The 22,928-nt window shown below is 69.4% G+C and carries 29 protein-coding genes; 15 read left to right on the plus strand and 14 right to left on the minus strand.

Translation table 11 applies throughout. The features are described 5' to 3' along the window. From ctaD to AB6V29_RS14800, 3 genes are read left to right on the plus strand one after another with little or no spacing between them, the layout of a single operon-like run. Complete coding sequence (ctaD, locus tag AB6V29_RS14790; protein ID WP_056227796.1) at positions 1 to 1,764, plus strand: cytochrome c oxidase subunit I; 1,764 nt, start codon at positions 1 to 3, stop codon at positions 1,762 to 1,764. A gap of 2 nt (positions 1,765 to 1,766) precedes the next feature. Then, the gene (locus AB6V29_RS14795) at positions 1,767 to 2,183 is read left to right on the plus strand and encodes a cytochrome c oxidase subunit 4 (RefSeq protein WP_210076301.1); all 417 of its coding nucleotides are present in this window, start codon (positions 1,767 to 1,769) and stop codon (positions 2,181 to 2,183) included. Positions 2,184 to 2,187: 4 nt separating this feature from the next. Next, positions 2,188 to 2,979 (plus strand): PP2C family serine/threonine-protein phosphatase, encoded by a 792-nt coding sequence (locus tag AB6V29_RS14800; RefSeq protein ID WP_369359556.1) that lies wholly within the window; start codon positions 2,188 to 2,190, stop codon positions 2,977 to 2,979. A gap of 50 nt (positions 2,980 to 3,029) precedes the next feature. Here AB6V29_RS14800 and AB6V29_RS14805 read toward each other — a convergent pair whose 3' ends face one another. The 6 genes from AB6V29_RS14805 to AB6V29_RS14830 all read right to left on the minus strand — a co-directional run bounded on the left by AB6V29_RS14805 (position 3,030) and on the right by AB6V29_RS14830 (position 9,053). Beyond that, positions 3,030 to 3,980, minus strand: a complete 951-nt coding sequence (locus AB6V29_RS14805; protein ID WP_210076296.1) for an alpha/beta fold hydrolase — start codon at positions 3,978 to 3,980, stop codon at positions 3,030 to 3,032. A 37-nt stretch (positions 3,981 to 4,017) separates the two neighbouring features. Further along, positions 4,018 to 4,425 (minus strand): rhodanese-like domain-containing protein, encoded by a 408-nt coding sequence (locus AB6V29_RS14810; protein ID WP_369359558.1) that lies wholly within the window; start codon positions 4,423 to 4,425, stop codon positions 4,018 to 4,020. 191 nt (positions 4,426 to 4,616) lie between these two features. Further along, entirely contained in the window at positions 4,617 to 6,329 is a 1,713-nt protein-coding gene (locus tag AB6V29_RS14815) for a cytochrome bc complex cytochrome b subunit (protein ID WP_369359645.1), read from the minus strand. A gap of 125 nt (positions 6,330 to 6,454) precedes the next feature. Next, entirely contained in the window at positions 6,455 to 7,513 is a 1,059-nt protein-coding gene (locus AB6V29_RS14820) for a ubiquinol-cytochrome c reductase iron-sulfur subunit (protein ID WP_210076290.1), read from the minus strand. Between the two features lie 39 nt (positions 7,514 to 7,552). Then, a complete protein-coding gene (locus AB6V29_RS14825; protein ID WP_210076288.1) occupies positions 7,553 to 8,365 on the minus strand; it encodes a c-type cytochrome in 813 nt (270 codons plus the stop codon). A 16-nt stretch (positions 8,366 to 8,381) separates the two neighbouring features. Further along, positions 8,382 to 9,053 (minus strand): heme-copper oxidase subunit III, encoded by a 672-nt coding sequence (locus AB6V29_RS14830; protein ID WP_094733763.1) that lies wholly within the window; start codon positions 9,051 to 9,053, stop codon positions 8,382 to 8,384. 132 nt (positions 9,054 to 9,185) lie between these two features. Between AB6V29_RS14830 and trpD the strand changes: the two genes are divergently transcribed. Together trpD and AB6V29_RS14840 are read left to right on the plus strand one after the other, a co-directional pair. Continuing rightward, positions 9,186 to 10,247, plus strand: coding sequence for an anthranilate phosphoribosyltransferase (gene trpD, locus AB6V29_RS14835; RefSeq protein WP_369359561.1), 1,062 nt, complete (start codon positions 9,186 to 9,188; stop codon positions 10,245 to 10,247). Positions 10,248 to 10,249: 2 nt separating this feature from the next. Next, positions 10,250 to 11,242, plus strand: a complete 993-nt coding sequence (locus AB6V29_RS14840) for a PHP domain-containing protein (protein WP_369359563.1) — start codon at positions 10,250 to 10,252, stop codon at positions 11,240 to 11,242. A gap of 6 nt (positions 11,243 to 11,248) precedes the next feature. Here AB6V29_RS14840 and AB6V29_RS14845 read toward each other — a convergent pair whose 3' ends face one another. Next, a complete protein-coding gene (locus tag AB6V29_RS14845; RefSeq protein ID WP_369359565.1) occupies positions 11,249 to 12,160 on the minus strand; it encodes a 5'-3' exonuclease H3TH domain-containing protein in 912 nt (303 codons plus the stop codon). 48 nt (positions 12,161 to 12,208) lie between these two features. Here AB6V29_RS14845 and AB6V29_RS14850 point away from each other — a divergent pair, with 48 nt between their 5' ends. The 4 genes from AB6V29_RS14850 (at position 12,209) to AB6V29_RS14865 (ending at position 14,531) form a co-directional block, all read left to right on the plus strand. After that, positions 12,209 to 12,607 carry a YchJ family protein gene (locus tag AB6V29_RS14850; RefSeq protein WP_369359567.1) on the plus strand — a complete coding sequence of 133 codons (399 nt, stop codon included), beginning with the start codon at positions 12,209 to 12,211 and terminating at the stop codon, positions 12,605 to 12,607. Positions 12,608 to 12,698: 91 nt separating this feature from the next. Next, a complete protein-coding gene (locus AB6V29_RS14855; RefSeq protein WP_369359569.1) occupies positions 12,699 to 13,082 on the plus strand; it encodes a PPOX class F420-dependent oxidoreductase in 384 nt (127 codons plus the stop codon). Between the two features lies 1 nt (position 13,083). After that, on the plus strand, positions 13,084 to 13,758 hold the full coding sequence (locus tag AB6V29_RS14860; RefSeq protein ID WP_369359571.1) for an SDR family oxidoreductase: 675 nt from the start codon (positions 13,084 to 13,086) through the stop codon (positions 13,756 to 13,758). Next, a complete protein-coding gene (locus tag AB6V29_RS14865; RefSeq protein WP_369359573.1) occupies positions 13,755 to 14,531 on the plus strand; it encodes an isocitrate lyase/phosphoenolpyruvate mutase family protein in 777 nt (258 codons plus the stop codon). The genes AB6V29_RS14860 and AB6V29_RS14865 overlap by 4 nt, the downstream gene beginning before the upstream one ends. 120 nt (positions 14,532 to 14,651) lie before the next feature. Here AB6V29_RS14865 and AB6V29_RS14870 read toward each other — a convergent pair whose 3' ends face one another. From AB6V29_RS14870 to AB6V29_RS14880, 3 genes are all read right to left on the minus strand, one after another. After that, the gene (locus AB6V29_RS14870; RefSeq protein WP_267786762.1) at positions 14,652 to 15,305 is read right to left on the minus strand and encodes an LON peptidase substrate-binding domain-containing protein; all 654 of its coding nucleotides are present in this window, start codon (positions 15,303 to 15,305) and stop codon (positions 14,652 to 14,654) included. Positions 15,306 to 15,387: 82 nt separating this feature from the next. Further along, positions 15,388 to 16,443: an aromatic acid exporter family protein gene (locus tag AB6V29_RS14875; RefSeq protein WP_369359576.1), complete on the minus strand. Its 1,056-nt coding sequence runs from the start codon at positions 16,441 to 16,443 to the stop codon at positions 15,388 to 15,390. Positions 16,444 to 16,445: 2 nt separating this feature from the next. Then, positions 16,446 to 16,814 (minus strand): winged helix-turn-helix transcriptional regulator, encoded by a 369-nt coding sequence (locus AB6V29_RS14880; protein WP_369359578.1) that lies wholly within the window; start codon positions 16,812 to 16,814, stop codon positions 16,446 to 16,448. Between the two features lie 93 nt (positions 16,815 to 16,907). Between AB6V29_RS14880 and AB6V29_RS14885 the strand changes: the two genes are divergently transcribed. Further along, positions 16,908 to 17,768, plus strand: coding sequence for an SDR family oxidoreductase (locus AB6V29_RS14885; protein ID WP_369359580.1), 861 nt, complete (start codon positions 16,908 to 16,910; stop codon positions 17,766 to 17,768). 41 nt (positions 17,769 to 17,809) lie between these two features. On the opposite strand, the gene AB6V29_RS14890 is transcribed toward AB6V29_RS14885, so the two are convergent. Beyond that, positions 17,810 to 18,172 (minus strand): DUF2834 domain-containing protein, encoded by a 363-nt coding sequence (locus AB6V29_RS14890; protein WP_369359582.1) that lies wholly within the window; start codon positions 18,170 to 18,172, stop codon positions 17,810 to 17,812. Positions 18,173 to 18,224: 52 nt separating this feature from the next. Here AB6V29_RS14890 and AB6V29_RS14895 point away from each other — a divergent pair, with 52 nt between their 5' ends. From AB6V29_RS14895 to AB6V29_RS14905, 3 genes are all read left to right on the plus strand, one after another. Further along, positions 18,225 to 18,566 (plus strand): TraR/DksA family transcriptional regulator, encoded by a 342-nt coding sequence (locus AB6V29_RS14895; RefSeq protein WP_369359584.1) that lies wholly within the window; start codon positions 18,225 to 18,227, stop codon positions 18,564 to 18,566. A gap of 55 nt (positions 18,567 to 18,621) precedes the next feature. Then, positions 18,622 to 18,837: an SCO4848 family membrane protein gene (locus tag AB6V29_RS14900; RefSeq protein ID WP_210076263.1), complete on the plus strand. Its 216-nt coding sequence runs from the start codon at positions 18,622 to 18,624 to the stop codon at positions 18,835 to 18,837. A 135-nt stretch (positions 18,838 to 18,972) separates the two neighbouring features. Continuing rightward, positions 18,973 to 20,274: an MFS transporter gene (locus AB6V29_RS14905; RefSeq protein WP_369359586.1), complete on the plus strand. Its 1,302-nt coding sequence runs from the start codon at positions 18,973 to 18,975 to the stop codon at positions 20,272 to 20,274. Here the strand turns inward: AB6V29_RS14905 and AB6V29_RS14910 are convergent. Together AB6V29_RS14910 and AB6V29_RS14915 are read right to left on the minus strand one after the other, a co-directional pair. Continuing rightward, entirely contained in the window at positions 20,210 to 20,941 is a 732-nt protein-coding gene (locus AB6V29_RS14910) for a YidC/Oxa1 family membrane protein insertase (RefSeq protein WP_369359588.1), read from the minus strand. The genes AB6V29_RS14905 and AB6V29_RS14910 overlap by 65 nt on opposite strands. A 119-nt stretch (positions 20,942 to 21,060) precedes the next feature. Next, positions 21,061 to 21,339: a DUF6412 domain-containing protein gene (locus AB6V29_RS14915; protein ID WP_369359590.1), complete on the minus strand. Its 279-nt coding sequence runs from the start codon at positions 21,337 to 21,339 to the stop codon at positions 21,061 to 21,063. Between the two features lie 61 nt (positions 21,340 to 21,400). Here AB6V29_RS14915 and AB6V29_RS14920 point away from each other — a divergent pair, with 61 nt between their 5' ends. Beyond that, entirely contained in the window at positions 21,401 to 21,910 is a 510-nt protein-coding gene (locus AB6V29_RS14920) for a glycine cleavage system protein R (protein WP_369359592.1), read from the plus strand. A gap of 84 nt (positions 21,911 to 21,994) precedes the next feature. Here the strand turns inward: AB6V29_RS14920 and AB6V29_RS14925 are convergent, their stop codons facing one another. Continuing rightward, on the minus strand, positions 21,995 to 22,378 hold the full coding sequence (locus AB6V29_RS14925; protein WP_369359594.1) for a DUF3054 domain-containing protein: 384 nt from the start codon (positions 22,376 to 22,378) through the stop codon (positions 21,995 to 21,997). Between the two features lie 111 nt (positions 22,379 to 22,489). Here AB6V29_RS14925 and AB6V29_RS14930 point away from each other — a divergent pair, with 111 nt between their 5' ends. Next, positions 22,490 to 22,927: a VanZ family protein gene (locus tag AB6V29_RS14930; protein ID WP_307316346.1), complete on the plus strand. Its 438-nt coding sequence runs from the start codon at positions 22,490 to 22,492 to the stop codon at positions 22,925 to 22,927. The last annotated feature ends 1 nt before the right edge of the window (position 22,928 follow it).

Consider the following 22,928-nt stretch of genomic DNA (forward strand, 5'->3'; position numbering starts at 1 on the left):
ATGGCCACGACGCTTCCGCTCCAGGGGACGGGCCCCTCGCGGCCGACGACTCTCCCGCCGCGTCAAGCCGCACTGCTCAGCACCACGCGTGTCGAGCAGAAGGGCAACCTGGTCGTCAAGTGGATCACCTCCACCGACCACAAGACCATCGGGTACATGTACCTGATCGCCTCCGTCATGTTCTTCATGCTCGGTGGTGTCATGGCGCTGATCATCCGCGCCGAGCTGTTCGAGCCGGGCATGCAGATCATCCCGACCAAAGAGCAGTACAACCAGCTCTTCACCATGCACGGCACGATCATGCTGCTCATGTTCGCGACGCCGTTGTTCGCGGGCTTCGCGAACGCGCTGCTGCCGTTGCAGATCGGCGCCCCCGACGTGGCGTTCCCCCGTCTGAACGCGTTCGCGTTTTGGCTGTTCCTCTTCGGGTCGACCATCGCCGTCTCCGGCTTCCTCACCCCGCAGGGCGCGGCCGGCTTCGGCTGGTTCGCCTACCAGCCACTCGCCAACGCCAGCTTCTCGCCGGGCGTCGGCGGCAACCTCTGGATGCTCGGTCTCGGCATCAGCGGTTTCGGCACGATCCTCGGTGCGGTCAACTTCATCACCACCGTGCTCACGATGCGTGCCCCCGGTATGACGATGTGGCGCATGCCGATCTTCTCGTGGAACACGCTGATCACCAGCATCCTGATCCTGCTTGCGTTCCCCGTGCTGGCCGCGGCCATCTTCGCCGCCGCCGCCGACCGCGTTCTCGGCGCCCACATCTACAGCCCCGAGAACGGCGGAGTGCTCCTCTGGCAGCACCTCTTCTGGTTCTTCGGACACCCCGAGGTGTACATCATCGCGCTGCCGTTCTTCGGCATCGTTTCCGAGATCTTCCCGGTCTTCAGCCGCAAGCCGATCTTCGGGTACAAGACCCTGGTGTACGCGACCATCGCGATCGCGGCCCTGTCGGTCGCGGTGTGGGCGCACCACATGTACGTCACCGGCGGTGTGCTGCTGCCGTTCTTCGCCCTCATGACGATGCTGATCGCGGTCCCGACCGGCGTGAAGATCTTCAACTGGATCGGAACGCTCTGGCGCGGCTCGGTCACCTTCGAGACGCCCATGGTCTTCGCCCTCGGCTTCCTCGTGTCGTTCGTCTTCGGTGGTCTGACCGGCGTCATCCTCGCGTCGCCCCCGCTCGACTTCCACCTGTCCGACTCGTACTTCGTGGTGGCCCACTTCCACTACGTCGTGTTCGGCACCGTGGTGTTCGCGATGTTCGCCGGCTTCTACTTCTGGTGGCCGAAGTGGACGGGCAAGATGCTCAACGAGCGTCTGGGCATGGTTCACTTCTGGATGCTGTTCATCGGCTTCCACATGACCTTCCTCATCCAGCACTGGCTGGGTGTCGACGGCATGGTCCGTCGCTACGCCGACTACGCGGCCGCTGATGGATGGACGTGGGAGAACCAGCTCTCGACCGTCGGGTCGATGATCCTCGGCGCGTCGATGATCCCGTTCCTCCTGAACGTCTGGATCACCGCCCGCAAGGCGCCGCGCGTGACGGTCGACGACCCGTGGGGCTACGGTGCCTCGCTCGAGTGGGCCACCTCGTGCCCCCCGCCGCGTCACAACTTCACCTCGATCCCGCGTATCCGCAGTGAGCGTCCCGCCTTCGATCTGAACCACCCCGAGGCCGGCATCCCGGTCGGCGTGGGCCCCGCGAAGGACGCGCCCGAGGCGCCCGTGGTCGACTCTGCGGCTGGAGAGGTCAAGTAAGAATGCGTACCAACGTTGGACTCTGGTGGCTCCTGGCCGTCTTCGGCTTCCTGATCGCCGCCGTCTACACCGTCTGGAGTCTTCTCCAGCACGGTGGAGTCGAGTGGGTGGGCAGCGTCGCGCTCGTCTTCCTCGGACTGATGTCGTCGATGATCGCTTTCTACATCTCGCGCGTCATGAAGGCGCAGCGCGGTGATCTTCCTGAGGACACCCTCACGGCGGACATCGACGACGGTGACCCCGAGATGGGCGAGTTCAGCCCGTGGTCGTGGTGGCCCATCGTTCTCGCTGCCTCCGCGGCGATCGCGGTGATCGGTCTTGCCGTCGGAAGCTGGCTCGTCCCCGTCGGATTCGCGATCTTCGTCATCGCCATCGTCGGCTGGGTGTACGAGTACTACCGCGGGTACTTCGCGCGCTGATCCCGTGCCCATTCGGCTGAATGCGGCCGCCGTCTCCGACGCCGGCTCCCACCGTCCCACCAACCAGGACGCCGCTTTCTCGGCGTCCTGGGGTGCGGCGGTGGCAGATGGCGTCGGAGGAGGGCCTTCTGGAGACCTCGCGTCTGCTGCGCTCCTTCATCGCCTCGTCGCCACGCGCGGCGGCGGGATGGATGCCGACGGCTTGCTCGTGCGCATCCGCGAAGCGAACTGGGACATCCGCGCCCACGTCGAGCGTGACCCTGCGCTGCAGGGCATGGCGACGACGTTCACGGGTATCTTCCTCAGTGTGAGCGGCGAGCTGCTGCTCGCGCACACCGGCGACTCGCGGGCGTACCTGCTCCGCGACGGCGAGTTCACGCGCGAGACGCGTGATGATTCGTATGTTCAGGCGCTCGTCGACCACGGGATCATCCCTCCCGAGGCCGCGCAGGCGCACCCGCGGCGCAACATCATCACCGCTTCGCTCGGGGGCGCAGAGGGAGACGTCGTCTCCGTCGCCGAGCGTCCGCCGGTGACCGGCGACCGATGGGTGCTCTGCAGCGACGGCCTGACCGACTACGTCCCCGAGGCGGATGTCGCCCGCCTCGTCGGCGAGGCGGCGGACCCGCGATCTGCTGCGGCCGCAGCTGTGGCGCTCGCGCTCGAGGCCGGCACGCGCGATAACGTGACCGTCGTCGTCTGCGATGTCGTCGACGACGATCAGACGGTGGGCGGCGACCCGGTGTTCTGCGGTTCTGCGGCGCGTTGGTTCGCCGAGGACGTCGAAACAGCCTGACGCGTCCGGCAACGAAGAGTCCGGTCACGCTCGGTCTGGTCGATCGGCGTTCATCGCGATGCCCGGGCGAACGCGTCCATCGCTTCTTGAGAGAGCTCCGCGCTCCGCGGTCCACCGTGGCCGTCCTCTTCGACGATCTCGAGGCGGGATCCCGGCCAGGCGCGGTGCAGTCTCCACGCCGTCAATGCCGGCCCGCTGATGTCACGCCGTCCGTGGACGAGGACCCCGGGAATGCCGGCGAGCTGTTCCGCACGGGCGAGGATGGCCGCGTCACCGGTGAGGAAGCAGTCGCGCGCCCAGTAGTGCGAGACCAGGGTGGCGAAGTTTCGTCTGTGCCGCTCGTCGTCGTGCAGCGGACCCGGGGTGGAGAGCGGGCCCAGGGACATGTGGGTGGCCTCCCACTCGTCCCACTGGTCGGCGGCCACTTGGCGCATGTGCGGATCGCCCTGGGTCAAGAGCCGTGCGTAGCCCTCGATCGTGCGCTCATCCGCGCGCAGGAGCGAACGGAGGCGCTCATACGCCTCGGGGAACACCGGAGCGATGCCGTCGGTGATCCAATCGATCTCCCATCGCCCTCCGGTCGTGACGGCGAAGTTGACGATCTCCGTGACGCGATCGGGATGCTCGAGGGCGTACGCGAGCGCCAGGGTGGATCCCCAGGACACTCCGTGCAAGAGCCAGCGGTCGATGCCGAGATGCACCCGCACCGCCTCGATATCGGCGAGGAGGTCGTCCATGGTCTGATGCTGCAGGCTGGAGAGGTCATCCATCGCCCAGGGCTCGCTCCGCCCGCAACCGCGCTGATCGATCCCGACGATCAGATGAAGGGCGGGGTCGAACCGGCGTCGGTACCCGCCCTTGCCGAGATTCCCGCCGGGTCCGCCATGCAGATAGAGCGCTGGTCGCCCTCGCGGATTACCGGAGGTCTCCCAATACAGCCGGGCGCCGTCCGGCCTTTCCACGAACCCGGAGTCGAACGGTTCCAGAGGGGGATGCTGCATCTCGGCAGCCTAACGGCATCCCGTGACGTGTTCGAGGTCAGGAGCGGACGACCATGACCGTCGGGTCGAAGACCCGCTCGCAGGGACCCCGGTCGTTCTCGAAGGGCTGACCCTCACGTACCCAGTACTCGTAGCCGCCGATCATCTCGCGGACCTCGTAGCCGAGGCGGGCGAAGGCGAGGGCGCCCTTCTGCCCGGCGTTGCAGCCGGGGCTCCAGCAGTACACCACGACGGGGGTATCGAGCGCGATCTCGAGAGGTGCGCGACCGTCGATTTCTCGATACGGCATGTGTACGGCGCCCGAGATGCGTCCCTGCGCCCAGGCCTCGTCGCCGCGCACGTCGACGAGCACAAAGCGGTCGCCGTTCTTCTGGGCCGCGTGCACGTCGCTGGGGTCGGTCTCGAAGGCGAGGCGGCGCGAGAAGTAATCCTGAGCGTCGGTCATGTCTCCCACGTTAGGGGAGCGCCTCACGCCGGGGGAGGAGCACGGATGCCATTCCGCGGTGCCTGCCTGCCAGACCCTCTCCGCGTGGATGGAGGTGTGGCTCGGGCTACGTGTCTCTCGCGGACGTGAGGCACGGCGGGGAGAACGCAAGAACCCCGGTGCCGAAGCACCGGGGTTCTTGGGGGAGGCGATCACTCGCTCTTGTCGCCCTCCGGGCGGTTGCGCTCTTCGAGACCCTTGGGAGCCGGGATCTCGACCTCGGTACGCTCACCCACCGCGTTACGGGGGCGACCATCCTCGTCGGCACGAGCGTTGGCGCCAGCGATCTCGTCGGCCTCTTCGTGATCGATGTGGTCGAGTTCGTGGTGCTGGTGAGCCACCGCGGCGTCGAGCTCGGCCTGCGTGAGGGGAGCGAGACGATCCTCGAAGAACCAGCGCGACACGGAACCGCGGACGTTCTCGTACCAGGAGATCTCACCCTTGGCGTTGGGACGCACGACCAGCGGCTCGTAGGTCTCGTTGTCGATCAGCTTCCAGCGCTCGTACTCGTCGACGGGCTGGTGGACCTCGATGTACTCGCCACCGGGGAGACGGACGATGCGACCGGACTCATAGCCGTGCAGCGCGATCTCGCGGTCCTTCTTCTGCAGCGCGATGCAGACGCGCTTCGCGATGAAGTAGGCGAGGATCGGACCCAGGATCAGCAGGGCCTGCAGGACGTGGATGACACCTTCCATCGTGAGGTGGAAGTGCGTCGCGATGATGTCGGACGACGCAGCCGCCCACATCACGGCATAGAACGTTACGCCGGCGGCGCCGATCGCGGTGCGCGTCGCGGCGTTGCGCGGACGCTGGGCGATGTGGTGCTCGCGCTTGTCTCCGGTCACCCAGGCCTCGATGAAGGGGTACACGAGAACCAGGACGATGAACAGCCCCAGCACGCCGACGGGGATGATGATGTTCCACGAGAAGGTGTGGTCCCAGAGCACGAACTCGAGGTGCGGCGGAATCAGACGGAGCATGCCGTCGGCGAAGCCGATGTACCAGTCGGGCTGCGTTCCCGCGGACACCGGGGAGGGGTCGTACGGACCGTAGTTCCAGATGGGGTTGATGGTCACGAGAGCGGCGATCAGCACGATCACACCGAACGTGATGAAGAAGAAGCCACCCATCTTGGAGGCGTAGACCGGGAGCATCGGGTAGCCCACGACGTTGCTGTTCGTGCGGGCGGGGCCGGCGAACTGGGTGTGCTTGTTGATGATCATCAGCATGAGGTGCACCGCGAGGAGCGCCACGAGGATCGCCGGCAGCAGCAGGATGTGCAGCGTGTAGAGGCGTCCGACGATCGCGGTACCGGGGAACTCGCCACCGAAGAGCAGGAACGACGTCCACGTGCCGATGATCGGCAGACCCTTGATCATGCCGTCGATGATGCGCAGGCCGTTGCCGGAGAGCAGATCGTCAGGGAGCGAGTATCCGGTGAAGCCCTCGGCCATCGCGAGGATGAACAGGATGAAGCCGACGACCCAGTTGAGCTCGCGGGGCTTGCGGAACGCGCCCGTGAAGAACACGCGGAGCATGTGCACGCCGATACCGGCGACGAACACGAGCGCCGCCCAGTGGTGGATCTGGCGAACGAGCAGGCCGCCGCGCAGATCGAACGAGATGTGCAGAGCCGACTCCATCGCGGCGGACATCGCGATACCGCGCATGGGCTCGTACGCACCGTTGTAGTGCGTCTCGACCATCGAAGCCTGGAAGAAGAACGTCAGGAAGGTGCCGGAGAGCAGCACGACGACGAAGCTCCACAGAGCGATCTCGCCGAGCATGAACGACCAGTGGTCGGGGAAGACCTTGCGGCCGAGCTCCTTGACGATGCCCGACATGCTCGTGCGCTCGTCCATGTAGTTCGCGACCGAGCCGACGAAGCGGCCGCCGAGCGGCTTGCCGTCGCGCCCGCTCGTCGCGGGGGGACCCGCGTGCACCGCGGGTTCGGTGGTGACGTTCTCGGCGGGATGGGTACCGATGCTCATGAGCGCTCCCAGAAGCTGGGGCCGACGGGCTCGTGGAAGTCACTCTGCGCGACGAGGTAACCCTCGGCGTCGACGGTGATGGGGAGCTGCGGCAGGGGACGGGCGGCCGGGCCGAAGATGACGGCCGCACCGTTGGCGACGTCGAACTGCGACTGGTGGCAGGGGCACAGGAGGTGGTGGGTCTGCTGCTCGTAGAGCGCGACGGGGCAACCGACGTGGGTGCAGACCTTCGAGTACGCGATGATGCCGTCGTACGACCAGTCCAGATTGTTGGTCTCGGGGTTGAGCTGCTCAGGCTGCATGCGCATGAGCAGAACGATCGCCTTGGCCTTCTCTTCGAGGTAGCCCTCGTCGTGGCCCAGGCCCGCGAGTTCCTCGGGGATCACGTGGAAGGCGGACCCCAGGGTCACGTCCGCCGCGCGGATCGGACGACCCGAGGGGTCGTGCGTCAGGCGCATGCCCTCTTTCCACATGGTGTGGCTGAGGAGCTTCACCGGGTCCTGGTCCTGCGGCGCCAAGCCTCGGAACAGCGTGATACCCGGGATGACCGAGGCGGCCAGGGCGGCGAACATCGAGTTGCGAATGATCTCGCGACGCCCGAACCCCGAGTCCTTGTCGGCCTCGGCGAAGACATTGATCGCACCCTCGCGGACCTCGTCACGGCCACGGGTGGCGTGACGGTCCTCGATGTACTCCTTGTCGGACATGACCGACTTGCCCCAGTGAATGGTGCCGATGCCGATCGCCAGCAGCGCGAAGGCGATGCCGAGTCCGATGAAGAGGTTGTTGTACCGGATGTCGATCAGCGCGCCCGACTCGATCGGGAAGATCATGTAGGCGATGCTCGCCCAGATGCTCGCCGCGACCGAGAAGTAGAACAGGGTGTAGACCGTGCGAACCGCACGCTTCATCGCCTGCGGGTCCTGGTCGGTCATGCGCTGACGGTGGCCGGGAAGGCCGGGGTTCTGTACGGCGTCGGGAACCGCGACGGCGAGCCCCGAGGTGGGCTTCCAGGAAGCCCTCTCGTGCTCGAGTGCGTCGTCCTCGTGTGCCATGGTGCTCCTCGTGCGTTTACGTAATGTCGAAGACGACGGTCAGTTGGACTTCGCCGTGATCCACACGGTCAGGGCGATGAGCGCCCCGATACCGAAGATCCAGATGAACAGACCCTCCGAGACCGGGCCGAGCGAACCGAGGGCGTAGCCACCGGGCGAGTCGCTCTTCTGCAGGTACATCAGGTAGGAGATGACGTCGCGCTTGTCTTCGGGGGTGAGGTTCAGGTCGTTGAACACCGGCATGTTCTGCGGGCCGGTGACCATGGCCGCGTAGATGTTGACCGGGGTGGTGGTGTGCAGGTCGGGGGCGTACTTGCCCTCGGTGAGCGCGCCACCGGCGCCGGCCACGTTGTGGCACATCGCGCAGTTGATGCGGAAGAGCTCTGCGCCGTGCGACAGGTCGCCCTGACCGTCGACCAGGTCTTCGGTGGGGTAGCTCGGGCCGGGGGCCGATGACTGGACGTACGCGGCGATCGCGTTGACCTGCTCCTCGGTGAACTGCACGGGCTTGACCGGAGCCTGCGGACCCTGGGCTTGCAACGGCATACGACCGGTCGACACCTGGAAGTGCACCGAGAGCTCGCCGACGCCGAAGAGCGACGGGCCCTGCTGGCTGCCCTGCAGGTCGAGACCATGGCACGTGGCGCAGTTGGCCTGGAAGAGCTTCTGCCCTTCTTCGACCGCCGACGCCGAGTTCGCCTCGCTCGTGGGGGTGCTGGAGGTAGCGGCCATCGCGGCCGATGCGCCGGCGTAGACGCCTCCGGTCAGGAGGAGTCCGATGCCGATGAGCGCGGCGGCGGCCAGGGGGCTACGACGCCCGGACGCCCGACGAGTCTTCTTCTCGCGTGCCATGTGGAGTACTGCTCTCTTACTTGAGGAAGTAGATGACGAAGAACAGGGCGATCCAGACGACGTCGACGAAGTGCCAGTAGTACGACACGACGATCGAGGTGGTCATCTCTTTCCGACCGAAGTTCTTCACGGCGTACGCACGGCCGATCACGAGCAGGAAGGCGATGAGGCCACCCGTCACGTGCAGGGCGTGGAAGCCGGTGGTGATGTAGAAGGCCGAGGCGTAGGGGTTGGCGCTGATGGGCATGCCTTCGGCTACCAGGGTCGCGTACTCCCACACCTGACCCGACACGAAGACCGCGCCGAGGATGAAGGTGAGGTAGAACCACTCCACCATTCCCCACTTCAGGAAGCCGGTGGCCTTGCCGGTGCGGTACGGCTGGTACCGCTCCGCGGCGAAGACGCCCATCTGGCAGGTGACCGAAGACAGCACGAGGATGATCGTGTTGACGGTCGCGAAGGGAACGTTCAGCAGCTGCGTCTCTTCGGCCCACAGAGAGGCCGACGTGCTGCGGAGGGTGAAGTAGATCGCGAACAGGCCGGCGAAGAACATGACCTCGCTGCCCAGCCACACGATGGTGCCCACGGCGACCGGGTCGGGCCGCTTCACGGCACGCACAGCCTGGGAATACGTCGCTGAGGTCGTCACCGTTCCATTATGCGCGATCCGAGAGCCCGATATTCCCATCCCTACCCTGCGATATTCCATCGTCGAGACTTAGGGAAGCCTCAGAATCTCCAAGTAATCCCCGGTACGGAGGCTGTTTCGTCGGCGGGTGCGGAGCGCTGTCGCGCGACACGCGTGTGGAAGGATCATGGCATGGCGGAACGTTTCACCTGGCCCGATATCCTCACGTCGTTGCTGGCCGGCGACGACCTCAGCGTGTCGGAGTCCACCTGGGCCATGCGCAAGGTCATGGCGGGGGAGGCGACGCCCTCTCAACTCGGCGGGTTCCTCATGGCGCTGCGGGCCAAGGGCGAGACGGTCGAGGAGATCGTCGGCTTCCGCGACGCGATCCTCGAAGCCGCGGTGCCCCTCCCGGTCCGCGCCGATGTCCTCGACATCGTCGGTACGGGCGGCGACCGCTACGGCACCGTGAACATCTCGACGATGGCGGCTGTCGTGGCCGCGGCATCCGGAGTTCCCGTCGTCAAGCACGGCAACCGTGCCGCGAGCTCGGCCTCGGGGTCTTCGGACGTGTTGTCGTCTCTGGGGATCGGGTTGACGTTGTCGCCCGAGAAGGTCGCCGAGATCCTGGACCGCACGGGCATCACCTTCGCTTTCGCCTCGGCCTTCCACCCGGGCTTCCGCCACGCAGCGGCCACCCGGTCGGAGCTCGGCGTGCCGACGGTGTTCAACTTCCTCGGCCCGCTCTGCAACCCCGCGCGCGCCGAGGCCAATGCGGTGGGCGTCGCGCACCTCGACCGCGTGCCGCTCATCACGGGCGTCTTCCGCACGCGCGGAGCGACCGCCCTGGTGTTCCGCGGCGACGACGGTCTCGACGAGCTGACCACCACCGGGCACAGCCGGGTGTGGGAGATCAGCCGCGGTGACGTCCACGAGCACGACCTGGATCCGCGCGATCTCGGCATCCCGCTCGCCGACATGGACGACCTGCTGGGTGGGTCTCCCGACCACAACGCCGCCGTGGTGCGGCGCGTGCTCGGCGGCGACCTCGGGGCCGTGCGCGACATCGTGCTGCTGAACGCCGCGGCCGGTCTGGTGTCGTTCCGACTGTTCCAGGATGCCGCGCAGGTCCAGCGTCCGATCCTCGAGCGACTGGCCGAGGCCATGGCCGATGCCGCGGCCGCGATCGACGACGGCCGCGCCTCCGCGAAGCTCGACGACTGGGTCGAGGCGTCGAGAGCGCTGGCGGAGTAGCCGTGGACCCGCTCGACGCGCTCACGGAGATCGCGTACCTGCTCGAGCGGGAGCGATCCTCGCGGTACAAGTCGAAGGCCTTCCGCACGGCGGCTGCCGCGATCGCGGGCTTGAGCGACGTGCAACTGCGCGATCCTGCATTGCGTCGTCGTGCGGGCATCGGCGAGTCCACCTTCTCGGTCATCCAGCAGGCGCTCGCGGGCCAGGTGCCCGAGCGCCTGGCGAAGCTGCGCGCCGAATCGGCGCCGGTGGGAGGCTCCGAGCTGCGGGCGCAGCTGAGAGGCGACCTGCACAGCCACAGCGAGTGGTCCGACGGACTGACGCCGATCGAGGCCATGGTCGACGCGGCGCGCGGACTCGGTCACGAGTACCTCGCCCTCACCGATCACTCTCCGCGACTCACCGTCGCGAACGGACTCTCGCCCGAGCGGCTCCGCGCGCAGATGGACATCGTGCGCGGTCATCGGGGCGACGGGTTCACGCTCCTCAGCGGCATCGAGGTCGACATCCTCGACGACGGTGCCCTCGACCAGGAGGACGAGCTGCTGCACGCGCTCGATGTGGTCGTGGCATCCGCTCATTCCAAGCTGCGCATGGAACGCGGGCCCATGACGAAACGGCTCGTCGCGGCGGCGAGCGACCCGCGGGTCGACGTGCTCGGGCATGTGACCGGCCGGCTCGTGGAGGGAGCGCGGGGGACGCGACCTCGATCGGAGTTCGACGCGCGCGAGGTCTTCGCAGCGGCGGCGGCCTCGGGTGTGGCGGTGGAGATCAATTCGCGACCCGAGCGACAGGATCCTCCGGACGACCTGCTGGCTCTGGCGATCGAGGCGGGATGCCTCTTCGCGATCGATTCGGACGCGCACGCTCCCGGTCAACTGTCGCTGCTGGACTTCGGTGCCGCGCGCGCCGAGGCTCTGCAGGTGCCCGTCGACCGGATCGTCACGACCTGGCCGCTCGAGCGCTTGCGCGCCTGGCTCGAGCGCGGTCGCTGAGCCCGCTCAGGCGGGGAGGGCGGCCAGCGCCCTCGTCATCGACGATCCGAGGTTCCAGCGTTCGGCGAGTTCTTCGGCGGCGGACCGGTCCACGGGACCGAGGCGGTCGTCGAAGGGCTCGAGGTCGAGCTCGCGCGCGACGCGCACCACGGTCGGGGCGACCTCGAGGTAGTCCGCGGCGGCGGCGATCTTCGCGCGCTGGGCGGGTGTTCCCGCGGTGCCCTCGAGGACCCCCGCGCGGATGCCGTCGAGGTCGCCGCACGCGGTGAGCAGCGCCGCAGCGGACTTCTCGCCGATGCCCGAAACGCCGGGCAGCCCGTCGGAGGGGTCGCCGCGCAGCACCGCGAAGTCGGCGTACTGCTTGGCGTGGACGCCGTACTTGGCGAAGACGGCCGCGTCGTCGACGAGCTCGAGATTGCTCATCCCTCGAGCGGTGTAGACGATCCGGATGCCGCGATCGTCGTCGACCAGTTGGAAGAGGTCGCGGTCGCCGGTGACGACGTCGACCGGGACGTCGGCGCGCGTGGCGAGGACCCCGATGACGTCGTCGGCCTCGTGCTCGGCGGCGCCCACCACGGGGATGCCGAGCACGGCCAGCGCCTCGCGGATGAGGGGGATCTGCGCCTCGAGCGGATCGGGGACCTCCTCGACGTCGGCCCCGGCGGGAACGGCCTCGACCACGCGGTGGGCCTTGTAGCTCGGCAGGAGATCGACGCGCCACGCGGGGCGCCAGTCGTCGTCCCAGCAGGCGACGAGCCGCGAGGGCTCGTATGCCGTGACCAGCTTCGCGATCATGTCGAGCAGGCCCCGCACGGCGTTCACCGACGAGCCGTCGGCCGCCTTGACCTTGTCGGGTACCCCGTAGAACGCGCGGAAATAGAGCGAGGCGGTGTCGAGGAGCATGAGGCGATCGGTCACGCCCTCGATCCTGGCACGCGGGGTGGCCCGCTGACCTAGAGTGGCCGGATGTCCTTCGGCTCCGCCTCGTATCGTCCGGCACCGGATGCCGCGTGCCCGTGCGGTCGCGCTCCCTTCGGCGAGTGCTGCGGACCGATCCTGGACGGCGCGGTCGCCCCGAGCGCGGAACGGTTGATGCGTTCGCGTTACACCGCGTTCTCGGTCGGCGACGCGGTGCATCTGGCCAGGTCATGGCATCCGCGCACCCGCCCCGACGACATCGTCGTCGACGACGGCACGGAGTGGATAGCGCTCGTGATCGAGGATGCCTCCGAGGACGGCGATGCCGCGACCGTGACCTTCCGCGCCGCCTGGCGGCATGGCCGTGAGCGTGGCGAGTTGCGCGAACGCAGCCGGTTCGCGCGGCGCGGCGGGCGCTGGGTCTACGTGGACGGCGACGTCGACTGACACGGAGCCGCTCGCGGGGGTCGTCAAGCCCGCGGGGCATGTCGGGGGTGGTGCGTAGGGTCGGTCCAGGATCCTCGGCGAAAGGACACGGATGATCCTCGACGAACACCGCGACCTCCTCGAGAACCCGAACTACGGCAGCCTCGGTACCGTTCGCCCCGACGGCACGGTGCAGGTCAATCCGATGTGGTTCGAGTTCGACGGGGAGCACCTGCTCTTCACCCACACCTCGACGCGGCAGAAGTTCCGCAACCTGCAGCGCAACCCCTCGATGAGCCTGATGGTGTTCGATCCCGAACGCCCGTATCGCTATGTCGAGGTGCGCGGGCGTCTGATCGCGGCCGAGCCCGACCCGACAGGGGCGTTCTACGTGCGCCTCGGGCAGCGCTACGGCAACGCCGAGCAGGCGGCTCCGCCGGACAGCGCGGATCGAGTGATCCTGAAGATGTCGATCGACAAAGTAGGAGGACAGTGACATGGAACGCATCGTGATCGTGGGAGGGCACGGCAAGGTGGCCCTCCATCTGGCTCGGCTGCTCGCCGACCGTGGAGACGAGGCGACGTCGGTCATCCGCGCGGCGGAGCAGTCGTCCGACATCGAGAGCGCGGGCGCCACGCCGCTCGTGCTCGATGTCGAGAAGGCCGATGTGGGCGAGATGGTCGAGGCCTTCTCGGGAGCGGATGCCGTGGTCTGGTCGGCGGGAGCGGGCGGCGGCAGCGCCGAGCGCACGTACGCGGTCGACCGCGATGCCGCGCAACGAGCGATCGACGCGGCCTCGAAGGCCGGCGTTCGACGTTTCGTCATGGTCTCGTGGATCGGCTCGACGCCCGACCACGGCATCGACCCCGACGACGCGTTCTTCGCTTACGCGGATGCGAAGCTCGCGGCCGACGACCACCTGCGCGCCAGCGATCTGGACTGGACGATCCTCGGCCCCGGGACGCTCACCACGGACGAGCCCACGGGTCGCATCACCACGGCGCCGCAGGGCAAGGCCGAGGTCTCGCGAGCCGACGTCGCGGCCGTCGCGGCGGCCGTACTCCTCCAGCCCGCCACGGTGGGGCGCTTCATCCGCTTCGGCGCCGGGCAGACCCCGATCGCCGAGGCCGTCGTGGCCGATGCCGGTCGCACGAACGGAGAACAGGCATGAACGCTCTGAGCGAGAAGGCCGAGGCCTTCGCGAAGCTGCACACGGCGCCCGAGATCCTGCGGGTCGTGAACATCTGGGACGTCGTCTCGGCCCGTGCGGTCGCCGCCCTGCCCGAGACCAAGGCCCTGGCCACGGCCGGACACTCGATCGCCGCCACCTTCGGTTACGAGGACGGCGAGAACATCCCGCTCGAGGTCATGCTCGACATGGTGGGACGCATCGTCGCGGCGGTGGATGTGCCGGTGACCGCCGACCTCGACGCCGGCTTCGGCAACCCCGGCGAGACGACGCGCCGCGCGATCGGCGTCGGCATCGTCGGCGCCAACGTCGAGGACCGGGTCAAGCCGTTCGACGAGGCGGTGGCAGCGGTCGAGGCCGTCATCGAGGCGGGGGAGGCCGAGGGCGTGCCCTTCGTGCTCAACGCGCGCACCGACGTGTTCGTCAAGGGCGGCGATCGCCCGCTCGACGAGAAGATCGCGGATGCCGTGAAGCGCGGACGCGCCTTCCTCGATGCCGGAGCGACCTCGGTTTTCGTCCCCGGTCTTCTGGACGCGGAGACGACCCGTCGGCTGGTCGAGGGTCTGGGAGAGCAGCGTCTGAGCGTCATCGGCTTCCCCGGGGCGCTCTCGGCCGGCGAGTACGAGAAGCTCGGCGTCGCCCGGATCTCGTACGGTCCGCTCACTCAGCGGGTCGCGCTGACCTCGCTGCAGGATCTCGCGGTCGATCTCTACGGCGACGGGGTCATCCCCTCGTCGGTGCGCGAACTCAACTGACGAGAGTCGGGACGTCGCTCCTCGGCGCGGCGTCCCGGCCGGCTCCTGGTCGGGACGCCGGCGCTGACGCGATGCAGTGCCCCGGCATTGCCCGCCCGCGGTGGCGGGCGGCGGTGCGTTTCAGTCCGCGTCGCTCGGGCCCTCGTCGTCGACGATGATCACGCCGTCGGGGACGGGGTCGCCGAGCAGCGGCTCGGCCGCGAGCGTGAGGTCGATCGTCGCGCGCAGCAACCCGCCGAGGGTCGCCGACCGCAGCAGCTCCATCTGGTCGAGCTCGCCGAGCGGGGCGATCGCTGCAACCTGCCAGGCGCGGGGGAGCGGTTCCTCGGCCAACTCCACCTCGGGATCCCACCGCGTGCCGCCGAACATCTGGGCGCGGCCCAGGACACGTCGGACGATCCTCTCGGCCTCCTCGAGCAGGGGGAGCAGGGCGTCGTTCCACTCGAGATCGGGGAGCGCGCGCACGTCTGCCCGCGGGTAGGGGTCGTCGTCGAGCCACTCGACGATCTCGAAGCGTTCGGTTCCGAGAGCGACGATCTGCATCTGTCCGGCCTGCGGCACGACCTGGCTCAGCTGTGCCATCGTCCCGAGGGGGAAGCGCTGGTCGCCTCCGCCGGTCTCGCTGCCGCGCTCGATGAGGACGACGCCGAAGGCGGGATCCGTCTCGTCGAGCAGACGCCCGAGCATGACCAGATAGCGCTCCTCGAAGATCCGCAGCGCGAGGGGCGTGTGCGGGAAGAGGACGGCCCCGAGGGGGAACATCGCGGTACCCATGCGCTCAGTCAATCAGGGGCGGGCGGACGCGGGGCCGGGGGAGCGCGATCAGCGAGCGAGTTCCCAGGTCGGCCGTGCGCTCTCAGTCCTGGTCGTCGCGCAGCGTCTCGTGGATGCGGTGCAGGTCCATGAGCAGAGAGCCCACGAGCACCCAGTGCGCGGTCGACGGCGTGCGGATCTGCAGGGGGCGGGTGAGGGCCGGCTCTTCCTCGACGACGCGCTCGGGACCCGCGTCGAGGGCGAACGCCAGCCGCACGTCGTGTGCGGCGCGGTGCAGCTGCTCGGCGATCGCGCGGACGGCCGGTTCGTCGACGATCGTCGGCTCGTAGCCGTCGTAGACGGCGCGCGTCATGCCGATCGTCTGCGTGACGACGGGGCTGAAGCGCTCGACGAGCGCATCCATCTCCGCGAGGGCGGTGCGGTGCCGACCGCTCCGAGGGTTCAGCGCCAGCGAGTCGGCACCGTCGCGGATCGCGTCGGCCGCGGCATCCCGAACCGGACGCAGGAGACGCGCTTCGAGCAGGAGCCCCTCGGCAGAGGCCGACGTCTGCGGCGTCTCGAGGGCGTCTGCGAGACGCTCCAGTGCCGCCGCGAGCTCGCGACCGAGGATGTCGACCTTCGTGCGCGCGGTGGGGACGAGGACGGGGGGAACGAGCACGGCGTTGACGACGATGCCGATGACCGCGCCGATCAGCGTCTCGAGGACGCGGTCGAGGGCGTAGTTCGGGGTCGCCGTGCCGAGGGCCAGTACGAGCAGGGCGCTGATCGCGATCTGGTTCGTCGCTCCGGCGGAGATGCGCGCCGCCCACGCGACCACCAGGGCGACTCCCGCCGAGAGCAACGCGACCCACGGGTGCGAGCCGAACACGAGGCCGAGCAGGGCCGCGATGAGCACGCCGACGATCACTCCGACGCTGCGCTCGACCGCCCTCGTGAAGGACTGGTTGATGCTCGGCTGGACCACCAGCAGTGCGGCGATGGCGGCGAAGATCGGGGGCGGGCCCTGGACGAGCCAGCCGGCCAGCAGCCATGCGGCCACGATCGCGATGGCCGATTTGGCGACCTGCAGCAGCGGCACGCGCCGCGGGGCGCGGAAGGTGAGGCTGTCGCGCATGGCGCGGGCGGAGGGGACGCGCACCCTCACTCCCGTCGTCCGACGATGTCGGTCGCGTTATCGGCGACCCATCCCATGAGGGGAATGACGTGCGTCATGAGGCCGCGCCCGCGGTCGGTGAGGCCGTACTCGACGCGGGGTGGAACCTCGGGATAGGCCGTACGGAGGACGAGGCCGTCGGCCTCCAGTGTCTTCAGCGTGCTCGCGAGCATCTTCTCGCTGATGCCCTCGATGTTGCGCCGGAGGGCTCCCCAGCGCTGCGTGCCGTCCGAGAGGGCGAGCAGCACCAGGACCCCCCATTTGCCCATGACGTGATCGAGGACCGTGCGTGTGGGGCACCCGTCGGCGAAGAGTCCGGGGTGTTCGGCGCGCATCGACGCGAGACTGACGCTCATGTAAGTACCTAACCAGAAAGTGGGTACCGGCATTCCGGAATGTGACGAGCCACGGGGCGTTGAGCCCGACGAACCCACCGAAAGGATTCCATCATGACCCTCCTCGTCACCGCCGCCTCCGGCCACCTCGGGCGCCTCGTCGTCGACGCTCTGCTCGAGCGCGGCATCGCGGCCTCCGACATCGTGGCCGGTGTGCGCACCCCCGCCAAGGTCGACGGCCTCGCCGCCCGCGGCATCGCCGTCGCCGAGCTCGATTACGCGCGCCCCGAGACAATCGCACCCGCCCTCGAGGGCGTGACCCGCGTTCTGCTCATCTCCGGCACCGACGCCGACCGCGTCGCGGGCCACCGCAACGTCATCGACGCCGTCCGCGCCGCCGGTGTCGAGCGCCTCGTCTACACCAGCGCCCCCCGCGTCGACGAGATCGACTACGCCCTCGGGGCCGATCACAAGGCGACCGAGCAGGCGATCGCCGCGGCGGGCGTCAGCGCCACCATCCTCCGCCACAACTGGTACACGGAGAACTACCTCGACGCGGTCTCCCGCGCGGCGGACACCGGCGAGATCGTCGCGGCAACGGGTGACGCGCGCGTCGCCAGCGCGAATCGTCGCGACTACGCCGAGGCGGCGGCCATCGCACTCACCACCGACGACCTCGCCGACCGCACGATCGAGGTCGGCGGCGACGTCGCGTGGACCTACGACGAACTCGCCGCAGCCGCGACGGAGGTGCTCGGCCGTCCGGTGAGCTACACGCGCGTCTCGGTCGAGCAGCTGACGGAGGGTCTGAAAGCGGCGGGACTGGATGCCGGCACGGCGGCGTTCGTGGCGGGGATCGACGACGCGATCGCTCGCGGCGCACTGGAGAAGACCGACGGTTCGCTCTCGCGCATCATCGGGCGTCCCACCACGCCGCTGATCGAGGGCCTGCGCGAGGGTCTCGCCGCTCGCTGAGCGTCGGGCACCGCGGCAGCTGGCCCGGGGTCCGGTGCGCCTCACGACGGGCGTGCCGGGCCCGGGGCCGCGAGGGCGGTGATCCGGCGCTGGCGCATCGCGAGGAACAGGGGGAAGGTGAACGCGAAAGCGGTCACCCCCGAGAGCACCACGTAGAGCCAGGTGAAGCGCATGCCGAGCCGTCGCCCCTCGACGAGGATGAAGATGCTCCCCGCGACCGCCACGACCAGCAGATCGACGGTGATCGACGAGACCGCCGGCCCGCTCGAGACGAGGTCGCCGATGAAGTTGCGCATCTGCACGATCGCGAAGGCGTTGAAGGTCCAGGTGCCCGCGAGGCCGGCCAGGGCCAGCACGAGGAAGGCCACGGCGGTGGGGGTCCAGTGTCGTCGGAGTGCGGTCATAGACAGATCTTTCCGCAGCCTCGGTGTCGGTGGTGAGGGCTAGCGTCGAAGCATGGATGCCAGGACCGCGACGCGCATGCTCGACGAACGCGAGCGCGAGGTGGAGCACCGTCTGTCGCGCTTGCTCGACGACGAAGCGAGCCTGCGTCACGATCGCGCCGACGCGACCGCCGACGACGAGCACGATCCCGAGGGCTCGACGTTGTCGGGGGAGTGGGCCCAGGTCGATGCCTTGCGGCGGGGCGCCGAAGCGGAGCACAGCGAGATCGCCGCGGCGCGCCAGCGGGTGGCTTCCGGCACCTTCGGCGTGTGCGAGAACTGCGGGCGGCCGATCGCCGACGCTCGTCTCGAGGTGCTGCCCTTCGCGCGGCGCTGCATCTCGTGCGCGTCCTGATCCGCGGCGGCGGCGGTCGACGTGTCAGGTGAGGCGCGGCGCCTAGGCTCGAAGCATGGAACCCGTCCTCATCGCGCTGCTGTTCGCCAACGCCGTCTTCAACGTCGTCGTCTGGCCGCGTTTCTTCGTGCGCGTGGCGAAAGACCCTCGCGCCAAGAACGCCGCGGGCAAGGCCACGCCGTTCCTCATCGTGCACGCGGTGCTGATCGGGCTCGCCCTCGTGCTGGCTGCGGCCTCGGTCATCGCCGCGGTCGCCGCCCTCGTCGGCTGATCTCGCGCACCCAGGTGCCCGGGAGGTGCCCGCGGTAGCATGGGAACGCGGGATCCCCCCGCCGCACTCTGTGCAACTACCTACCGGTCCGGCAAGGCGGCACGTTCCATCGCCCCCTCCCTGGAGACCCGCGTCATGACAGCGCCCGCCGTCGACCATCGGCCCCTCGTCCATCACACCGGCTTCTGGTACTTCCCGATCGCTTTCGTGGCTCGGCTGCCGTTCGCGATGATGACCGTCGGCGTCCTCGCCCTCGTCGTCGCGTCGCGCGGGTCCGTGGCCCTCGGCGGGTTGACGTCCGCGGCGGTGGGTCTCGGCGTCGTGGTCGCCGGTCCCGTGCTCGGCGATCTCGCCGACCGCTACGGGCAGCGGCGGGTGCTCGTGCCGGTGGGCCTGGCCAACGGCATCCTGCTGGCGATCTTCCCCCTCGTGGTGGAGTACGCGACGTCGGACGCCCTGCTGCTGGGAGCAGCCGCGGTGATCGGCATGACCGGCCCGCAGACCGCGGCCATGTCGCGCAGCCGTGTGATGGCGCTGATCGGTCTGCGGGTGCATCCCGAGCGGCGGGACCGCACGTTCTCCCGGGCCATGGCCTACGAGTCCGCGGCCGATGAGACGGCGTTCGTCATCGGTCCCTTCGTGGTCGGTGTGCTGGCGGCGTTGGTCGCTGCCTGGGCTCCCATCGTCGGGGCCGCGATCCTCAGCTTCGTCTTCGTGACCGCCTTCGCCCTCCACCCCACCGGCCGCGCCGTGCCCGAACGCTCGGAGCGCACCGCGATGGCGCCGCTGCGCGAGGTGCTGCACCCGCGCATGCTCGTGCTCGTGGCCGCCGTGTTCGGCGTCGGGCTGTTCTTCGGCTCGACCCTCACCTCGCTGACGGCGTTCATGGAGGCACAGGGGGCGCCCGAGGCGGGCGCGCTGCTGTACGGGGTGATGGGTGTGGGGTCGGCGGTGCTGGCCCTCGCCGTCGCCCTCGTGCCCGAGCGTTTCCCGCTGCGCTGGCGCCTCGTGCTGTTCGCCAGTGTGCTGACCGCGTCCGCCGGGGCCTATACGGTCGGTGGATCCGTGACGACCGTCACCCTGGTGCTGTGCCTCATGGGCATCGGCGTCGGCCCGGCGCTCGTGACGCTCTTCAGCCTTGCCGGACACCGCGCACCGCGCGGCCGCACGGCCTCGACGATGACCATCCTCGCCTCGGCCCTGACCCTCGCGCAGGCGCTGTCGTCAGCCGTGACCGGGGCGGTGGCCGAGAACGTCTCCGTCTCCACCGCGATGCTCCTGCCCGCGGGGGCGGCCCTTCTCGTGCTCGCCATGGCGGCGGTGAACGCCTCGGCCGCACCGAGGTGGGACCGGGCGTTCGCCGCGGCGGGACTCAGCGCGGCAGCGGGTAGCGCCGCCGCAGCAGCAGGCGCTGGACCAACGTCCACGCGGTCGTGACGGTGAGATAGAGCCCCGCCGCGAGGGGGGCGAACAGCGCGACAACGGCCGTCGTGAACGGCAGGACGCCGAGCATCCCCGTCGTCCACGCGGGCGCCGACGGATCGACCGAGGGTCGCAGGAGTCGACGTGTGAGTTCGGCCACCCCGGCGATCACGGCGACGAGCACCGCGAAGACGGCGAGGGTGCCGGCATCCGTCGTCCCCGCCGACAGGGCTCCGACGAGGCTCCGGCCGAGCGGAACGCCGAAGACCTCGTGCTCGAGCAGTGTGTTGACGTGTCCGCCGACCTGCGGGTGCAGGAACACCGCGTAGAGCAGCCCGACGACGGGTGCCTGGGCCAGCACGGGCAGGCAGCCCGCGAAGGGGGAGGCGCCTTCGTCGCGGTACAGCTGCATCGTCTCGCGCTGGAGACGCTCGGGATCCTTACGCCACCGCTCCTGCAGTGCACGAAGTCGCGGGGCGAGGCGTGCACGCGTCTGCTCGGCGCGCGCCTGCGACACTCCCACGGGGATCAACAGGACCCTTACCGCGACCGTCACGACGACGACGGCGAGGGCGGCGGAGAGACCGCCGGCGAGGGGGTCGAAGAACGACGTGAGGGCGAGGAGGGCGCGAGTAGTCAGGTCGAGCAGCAGTGCGAGGGGCGGAAAGGCGAAGAGGTCCACGGGGCATCCCATCAGAGCGAGCGATCACGGACTGATCGGTCGCCCAGCGCGCGGAGACCACGCGAGCGACCGGCGTCGCGGCCTCGCTGCGGACCGTCGTCAGGCGATGGGGCAGGGGGCTACGCGACGCGGACCGCGAACCCCGGAGCTCGGGGCCGCGGATGACCCGCGGCGTCGGGATCGCTCTGGGCGAGGGATGCCGAGGGGTCGATCGGACGCGCGGACGGGGGCGGCGTGGCGGCGACGAGGGCCGGAGCGACGACGAGCACGACGACCGCGGTCAGCACGACGGCCGCGGCGAGGGCCACCGCCAGCAGGGGTGCGCCGCCGCCCGGGGTCAGCGCCAGCTCGGCGGTGGCCAGGAGCAGGTTGAGGGCGGCGATCAGCGATGCGATCACGTGCTCACCCCCTGTGGTTGAACATCCACGGTAGCAGCGCGCGTGTCGCTACGCTGTCGCCATGACCACCCTCGTCCTCACCGTCGTCGGCGACGATCGCGCGGGCCTCGTGTCCGCGGTCGCCGACATCGTCGACGCCCACGGCGGCAACTGGGAGAACAGCGAGCTCGCCGAACTCGCCGGCGCGTTCGCCGGGATCATCGAGGTCTCGGTGGCCTCCGACCGCGCCGATGTCGTGCGCGCCGCGCTCGAAGATCTCGCGGGCACGCTCACCGTGACCGTCCACGCGGGAGCGGGGTCGGCCGAGACCACGGGCCGCACGGTCACCTTCGACGTCGTCGGCAACGACCGCCCCGGCATCGTGCGCGAGCTGTCGGCCGCGCTCGGCGCCCACGGGGCGAGTATCGAGCGCATGTCGACGCAGACCACGGATGCCGCGATGGCGGGCGGACGCTTGTTCGAGGCCTCCATCACCGCGACGGTGGCGGCCGACGTCGCCGTCGACGACCTCGTCGCACAGCTCGAGCGTCTCGCGACCGAGATCCAGGTCGACGTGACCCTCGCGGACTGACCGGCCGGCTCGCGACCCGCCGTCACCGGCAGCGGGGCGCGGGTCGTCCACCGCTCTCGCTCCGGGGACGACCCGGACCCGGCCTTACGCCCGTCGCGACCGCGATGCGAGGCGGGCGATCCCGCGCCACCCCAGCAACATGACGGCGAGGGTGATCGTGGCGACGACGACGAACGCCACCGCGACCCCTTGACCGCTGAGCGCGCGAAGCACCATGCCCAGCGCGACGGTGATCGCCCACACGGGCAGTCCTGTCTTCGCGATGGCGGCGGGTCGACGCCAGGCGCGCGTCACGATCCAGCCGACCAGCAACGCCACTACGAACGGCCAGGCGGTGGTGGCGAGTCCCGAACCGGCGGGGCCCAGCACGTCGCCGTCGTGGGTCGCCCGCCCGATCGCGGCGAAGACGACGACGAGGACGAGGTCGATGACGAGAGCGAACACGGGGAAACGGCGCGAAGAGGACACGTTCCCATTGTCCCGCCGCACCGCGGGCGTATCGTCCGCGTATCCCGGGGCCGAGACATCGGGGCAACACCTCGCAGGCTGGGATGGGATCTCCCGATCCTGGAGGTCCGCGTGTCCGATCGTCCCGTCTTCACTCCCGCTCGCGTGCTGTCGGCGGGGGCCGTGCTCGCGGCGGTGGGGGTGCTCACCCTCGCGCCCCGCGCGATCGCGTGGCCGGCCCGCACCGTCGTCCTCGACGCCCTCGATCACCTTCCGTCGTCGTGGCGCGCGCTGATGTTCGGCGCGGGCGCCGACGTCGCCCTCAACATCGCGTTCTTCGTCCCCCTCGGGGCGGCGCTCGCGCTGCTTCTACCGTTGCGGTGGTCGCCGGCATCCGTTCTGCTGTGCGCTCTCGTCTCGCTCGCGGTCGAGACGCTGCAGGCGGGGATCCCCGGTCGGGTTCCGGATGCCGAGGACGTCCTGTCGAACACGATCGGTGCCGCGATCGGGACGGTCCTCGTCGTCGCGATGAGGGCTGCCGCCCGGGGCGGGCACGCGGCTCGACGCTGAG

The organism is Microbacterium sp. 20-116 (genome assembly GCF_041079415.1).
In the GTDB taxonomy this organism is placed as follows: Bacteria; Actinomycetota; Actinomycetes; order Actinomycetales; family Microbacteriaceae; genus Microbacterium.